Genomic DNA, 3,714 nt, shown 5'->3' with positions numbered 1-3,714 from the left:
GGACATACATGAAGGCAGTTGTTTGCTCCTGCGAGCTTATCTTTGTTTAAACCGCCTTGGCCCCGAGGTCCATCTGGGCTAGATGAGTAAATATGTGCGCCTTGGCCTCGCGGGATCGCTTTTGCTTCTTCGTCGTCTGTGACGTCCTTACTGCTACCTAGGGCGGGGCCGTGAGCGGGTTCGTTACACCCGCGAAGACTGCACCGGTATCCAGCAAATTCTGCCTCTTGGCGCCGAAGCGGAACTGAGAATTTGGGCTTCAGCTCTGGTGTCTCATTGTTCAAGGCCGTATCTCCGACGAACGCCGTGTCAGTTCAAAGTCTACAACAATGACCTGTGACTTCTGTGCCATAGCCAAACCAGTAGCATCAATACTCATCGTATCAGTCGAGAGATTATAGCGCTATCTCGTACGATTCTCTTGGGCTTTAGGATTATCTTAACGTCCGCTCTTGGCCGACAGCTGCCTCCCGCCAACGATAGAGACGGGCCGTGGGGGTATGTTAGAGTAGGAAAAGTAGATCTTTCCCCTTTGCTGCAGCTTTTGGGATACTCCCAAGTCAGACTGGATTCGCCCAAAGCAACACTTAGAATTTGACATTTGCCAGCGCCCTATATTGCATAGGCTAGGGGGCCGTTTAGGCTTATAAGGCTTCGTATAGAACTCAAAGGCAACTCAACTGTGACCGCGCCCGCAGCCCCTGGAGCCACCTCATACTCATCAAAGCACAATGAAAGGTAGTTGCCATCAAAGAAATAGCACTGATCTTCCTCTAATCCCTGAAAGAACTCGCCATAACCATTTTTTTTAAGCTCAGCCAAGACTAACTTGTTCAGTGTTTCGGCGTAGCCCGATTTAAATAGATCCTTGAATTCAACTCTCCCGCCAGTTTTCAAGTTCAGGTTTGTGCTTGTTATTACATTGCCTGCACCACCGGCTCCATGGCCATAGTAGGTGCCATAAGAGACAATGCTCAATAGATCCCCTTTTATTGTGTGGCTACCTACTCTGTAATGCCAATTCTCTGCCTCGTATTCTTTATCAGCTCCCGCGTCAGCTACGAGTGCGTCGTTGATAAGCTTCTGAACACCCATATTTCCTAAGTTGCGTAGCTGTACATACTCAATATCTATCTCTACCGTCCACTTTGGGTCGTTAGGGTTGGGTTTGGTTTCTTTTCTTTCCTGAATAATTAGCCGGGGGAGGGGGGTGTCAGCTGAAATATTCTTCACCACAGGTTCTTCTTTGGTTTTCAATTGCAGGAAGAACCAAAAAACAAGGCCTAAAATAGCTATCAAAAACGTAAATACAATTATTCTGTTGATTATCTTGAATGAGTGTTCCTTTGTCATTTTTGAAAGAAATTTTGCTCCAATAATTTTTCTGAATAGTAGAAAAAGAACGCCTACGCAAAAGCCACCTAAACCGGTTGAGCCTATTAGGTTTTTTAGTAAATCTAATTCCATGTTCTATCTATTTCCTTGATGATGTTAGGCGGGGGTATGGCTGCAGGTACGAGATATAGGTAAAAATTTTAATCCAGATATTTCGTATAGTGTTAATTCTCTATGCTCAGTCCCCTTGCGCCAATTGTCTCAAGCCTTTCAGACGCGACACGGGCAGAGGAGGAAAGGCGAAAAGACCTACCTGTGGGTGTGATGTCGTAGGCACTGCGTCTATGGTTCCAATTTGCGTTAAGCGCCGCGTTCCGTGAGGATCTGCTTCTGGCCGTTCTCTGCCCATCATGTTGACAAAGCGTTCCGATCATCGGCAGCAAACGGCATAAAAGGCTGCCGATAGCGGAGGAGAGGTCGCCCCAACTCACGTGGGGCAGGGCGACTGGGGCTGTCTATTTGCGGACTTCTTGTGGGTTTCCGGCAAGGCTTCGGGTATAAGTCAGGTCGTTAACTTTGATAGGGTCTGCCTTAATCCAATTGTTCTCTGAGTTGCAGTTGGTGCACATTAATTTGGTGCCGTCTTCGGTGAGTGCGTACTTTGTCGAAGAGTCATCCGAGACCAAAACCAGTTCATCACCTTCGACTTCAAATCTGCGATCCATCGAAATCAGCTTGGCGGCACTGCTATAGTTGAATGCCCAGTGCTTTACGCCCTTCTCAGGGCTTATCGACATGATGAAGAGCGAGTCATCTTTATAGTGACGTTTGGCTACCCAGTCACCATCGAACTTGACCAGCTTTGCGGCCTCCGCTCTACGCTTCTCTTCCTCCTGTGCTGCCGCTTGGCGCTTCTCTTCCTGCTCCTTCAGCATCGAGTCTACGTCATAAGGCTTAGTACTGACCTGTGCCCACTTGGTTGGCAGCCGAATTGAGCGTTCTTCGCAATTCAGGCAGTCCAGTCCACGTTCATCTTCGGCACGTTTAAAGGTCAGGTGGACATTCTCTTTGGAAGAGTCCAGTAGGAGCTTCTCATTCTTGTAATCCACTGTGAAGTCGGTTAATCCGCTGATTTCTGCCGTGGATTTATTAACAAGGAAAATTTTGGCATTGTCGCCTGATATGTTCAGTACCAGATGCTTGCCATAGGGGCCGTCTGAACTGTACGCGCCGCTGAAGTCTTCTCCCCCGCATCCTGCCAAACTTCCAGCGGCTACGATTGCGGCTCCAAATTTCATCATGTGATTCACAGATTAAGTCCTTTCAATGAGAGCTAAATGAATTAGGGGGCCTAAAGATGTGGCCAGATTGCTGCGTTGTTACCCTAATTCCGCGCTACGTGTGCCAGAAGCCGGTCAGCACGCAGGGCGAGGCAGCCCATACCAGCATGCGGTGGCATTTTGACATCAAAAAACTGACTAGTGCCAGTCGCTAGGAGGGACGGCGGGGGAGAGGAGCAGGAGGCGTGAAATGGAAAGAGGAGCCTAGGCTCCTCATTCGTTGATCCCTTTTGTAGGGAAAGCGGGGCTCTGAGACCCCTTGTTAAAAGGAGGAGGTTGTCTGCAGATGCAGATCGGACCGCCTCTCAGTACTTGCCACACACAGCGACTACGCTGGATTTACCCCTCCGCTTCGTGCGCTGGACCGGCCAAGTCGAATGATGCTAACTCGCCAGCATCTACGTTTTCAAGCCAAACTCCGTCGCCAATTGCTGGCGTTGGATGAGCTGATCTTCGTGCAGGAGCTCCTTCCAGCATGACTCTGCGAGATGCCGTCGTGCTTGATCGAGGCTCTCATTAAGGATGGCCAGCAGGGCGCCTTGAGCGAGTTCGTCTGTACTCATCAATGCAATTGCACGTAGTGGGTAGCGTTCCGCGTCTGTCATGTGGGCAAGTCTCCTCTGAGAGCCTCTCTAGCTGCCGTTATCTTTTTCGTATGCTGCAGGCCGATTCATGCTTTGGTCAGAGAGACCAGAATTCCGATTGGCAGGCCGATCAGAATGCACACGAAAATTCGAGCTGCTTCGCGTTGACCCAGGGGCCAGCACAGCATTGCCAGGCAAGCTGTGTTGATCCAGGCGAGTGATCCCCAGAGCGCAACAGCTGGGTATGGCAGCGCAGTGTGTGCCTGCAACACGTTGATCAACACGACTGGGGGAAGGATTAGTAGTAACCAGGCGGCAACGATTACAAGCCGAATATTCATCCTAGGGATGGTCTGAAGTAGCCATGTATTTCCCCGGCATACCACCTAGCGCAACTTTTAAACTCGCCAAATGATCAAAAAACAATCAATTCGACGAGTATTTCTTACATTTTC

Annotated in this window: 3 protein-coding genes; all 3 read right to left on the bottom strand. The window is 49.5% G+C overall.

The genetic code is table 11. From position 1 onward, the window contains the following. Window positions 1-612 precede the first annotated feature (612 nt). The 3 genes from FFS27_RS30260 to FFS27_RS30250 all read right to left on the bottom strand — a co-directional run bounded on the left by FFS27_RS30260 (window position 613) and on the right by FFS27_RS30250 (window position 3,280). Window positions 613-1,467 carry an RsiV family protein gene (locus tag FFS27_RS30260; RefSeq protein WP_079384781.1) on the bottom strand — a complete coding sequence of 285 codons (855 nt, stop codon included), beginning with the start codon at window positions 1,465-1,467 and terminating at the stop codon, window positions 613-615. Between the two features lie 383 nt (window positions 1,468-1,850). After that, on the bottom strand, window positions 1,851-2,645 hold the full coding sequence (locus FFS27_RS30255) for a hypothetical protein (RefSeq protein ID WP_073937350.1): 795 nt from the start codon (window positions 2,643-2,645) through the stop codon (window positions 1,851-1,853). A 428-nt stretch (window positions 2,646-3,073) separates the two neighbouring features. Continuing rightward, window positions 3,074-3,280, bottom strand: coding sequence for a hypothetical protein (locus tag FFS27_RS30250; RefSeq protein WP_023100772.1), 207 nt, complete (start codon window positions 3,278-3,280; stop codon window positions 3,074-3,076). Window positions 3,281-3,714 lie beyond the last annotated feature (434 nt).

Origin of the sequence: Pseudomonas sp. 2VD, assembly GCF_005503585.1 — a bacterium.
GTDB lineage: Bacteria > Pseudomonadota > Gammaproteobacteria > Pseudomonadales > Pseudomonadaceae > Pseudomonas > Pseudomonas aeruginosa.
This window is presented reverse-complemented; position numbering and strand designations above follow the sequence as displayed.